Annotated in this window: 1 protein-coding gene; it reads right to left on the bottom strand. The window is 58.5% G+C overall.

The window, feature by feature from the left end:
- Positions 1-452: 452 nt before the first annotated feature.
- Entirely contained in the window at positions 453-1,142 is a 690-nt protein-coding gene (locus MKK82_RS02530; RefSeq protein WP_243984586.1) for a phasin family protein, read from the bottom strand.
- Positions 1,143-1,369: the final 227 nt, after the last annotated feature.

The raw sequence follows: 1,369 nt of genomic DNA, 5'->3' as shown, positions 1-1,369 counted from the left end.
CGGCCCGGCCCTCGCGGCCGCCCCAGGCGAGGCGCACTAGCCGTAGCTCGATGACCCGCTGAGCCTCGATTGCGAGCATCAGCGACGAGAAAAAGGGATTGTACACGGCATACTCCGCACCGCTGCAGATGCGGCAGAGGTTGAACATGCTTCAGCGCTAGATAGATCCGGGGCTGGGCTGCATGTCCGGTCTGCGTTCCACCCCCGCCCCGTCCCCGCCGCCCGATCCGATCACGGGCTGGCTGTGGAGGTCGTTCATTTCACCCGCACTACGCAATGTGCCGGGATCTGTTTAGAATACTGCGTGAACAGCCATGATGGTGGTAATTGCTAGCAGAGACACGAGAGTGCCGCGCAATGCGCGGCACTCCATGACGAAATGACCTTGGCGGTCCACCATCGCCATTGCGCCTAGCAGACGCGCCGTCTTCGGCGCGCCTGCATCGCCAGGTTCAGCGCGCCTGAGTGACAGCGGAGAGTGACTTACTGGCCTCCTCGACCGCACGCGCTGAGGTCTCGGTGATCACCTTGCTGTCCTGGACCATGTGCTCGAGGCCTTGACGCATCAGCTCACCCTGGATCGTGGTGAATTCCTGCACCGACTTGGCCTGCGCCAGCTTGGTCATGCCCTCCAGGTTGCGCTGGTATTGCTTCTGTCCGAGATCAAACAGCCTGCGCGAGGCATCATAAAAGGCTTGGCCCAGGACGGTCCCGCAGCGGGAGATGGCCTCGATATTCTGCTTCGACTGGCGCGCTAGGTTCTCGCTGTTTCCGTCGGAGAAGCCGAGCGTCTTCGAGAAACGATCGGACGATTCACGGGCCTGATGGACCGCGCTCTCGATGCTCTGCTGCATCACCTGCTTGGTGGTCTCGGTCGCATTCTCGCGCAACTCGGCCATCTTGGTCATGCCGTCGCGAGTGGCGTCGGTGAACTGCTTGCCTTGCTTGGCGCTGCTATCGAAGTTGGCTTTGACCGCCTCGGCATTACGGGCATCCTGGCCGTTCTGCTTGCCGTGATCCGTGTTCTGACCGTTCGAAATTTTGAGTATCCTTACAACATTTATTAAGATATTCACCGCGATCGAAAGAACTAAAACCCCGATCAGAGAGCGGTGGGAAAGCAATTTTGAATATTGCTGCACCGCACCTAAATGGTCTTTCGAATTTTTATTGTCAAGGACAATTAATTTATTTCGACTATTTGAGAGGAATATTTTATCAATTCCGCTCTAAGAGCCCGTCCGGTAAGGGTCTGAGGCGGGGTTGAGTGGCCGGGATGGCGATGATTCCAGGAGGGTGCTGAAGCCTGACCTGGACTTGCCATGTGGACCCCGACCACCCGGCGGCAGCATAGCCGCGTGGGCCTTCG

Origin of the sequence: Methylobacterium sp. E-046 (assembly GCF_022829625.1) — a bacterium.
Taxonomy (GTDB): Bacteria; Pseudomonadota; Alphaproteobacteria; order Rhizobiales; family Beijerinckiaceae; genus Methylobacterium; species Methylobacterium longum.
The sequence above is the reverse complement of the archived record's forward strand: the minus strand, read 5'-3'. Positions and strand labels throughout refer to the sequence as shown.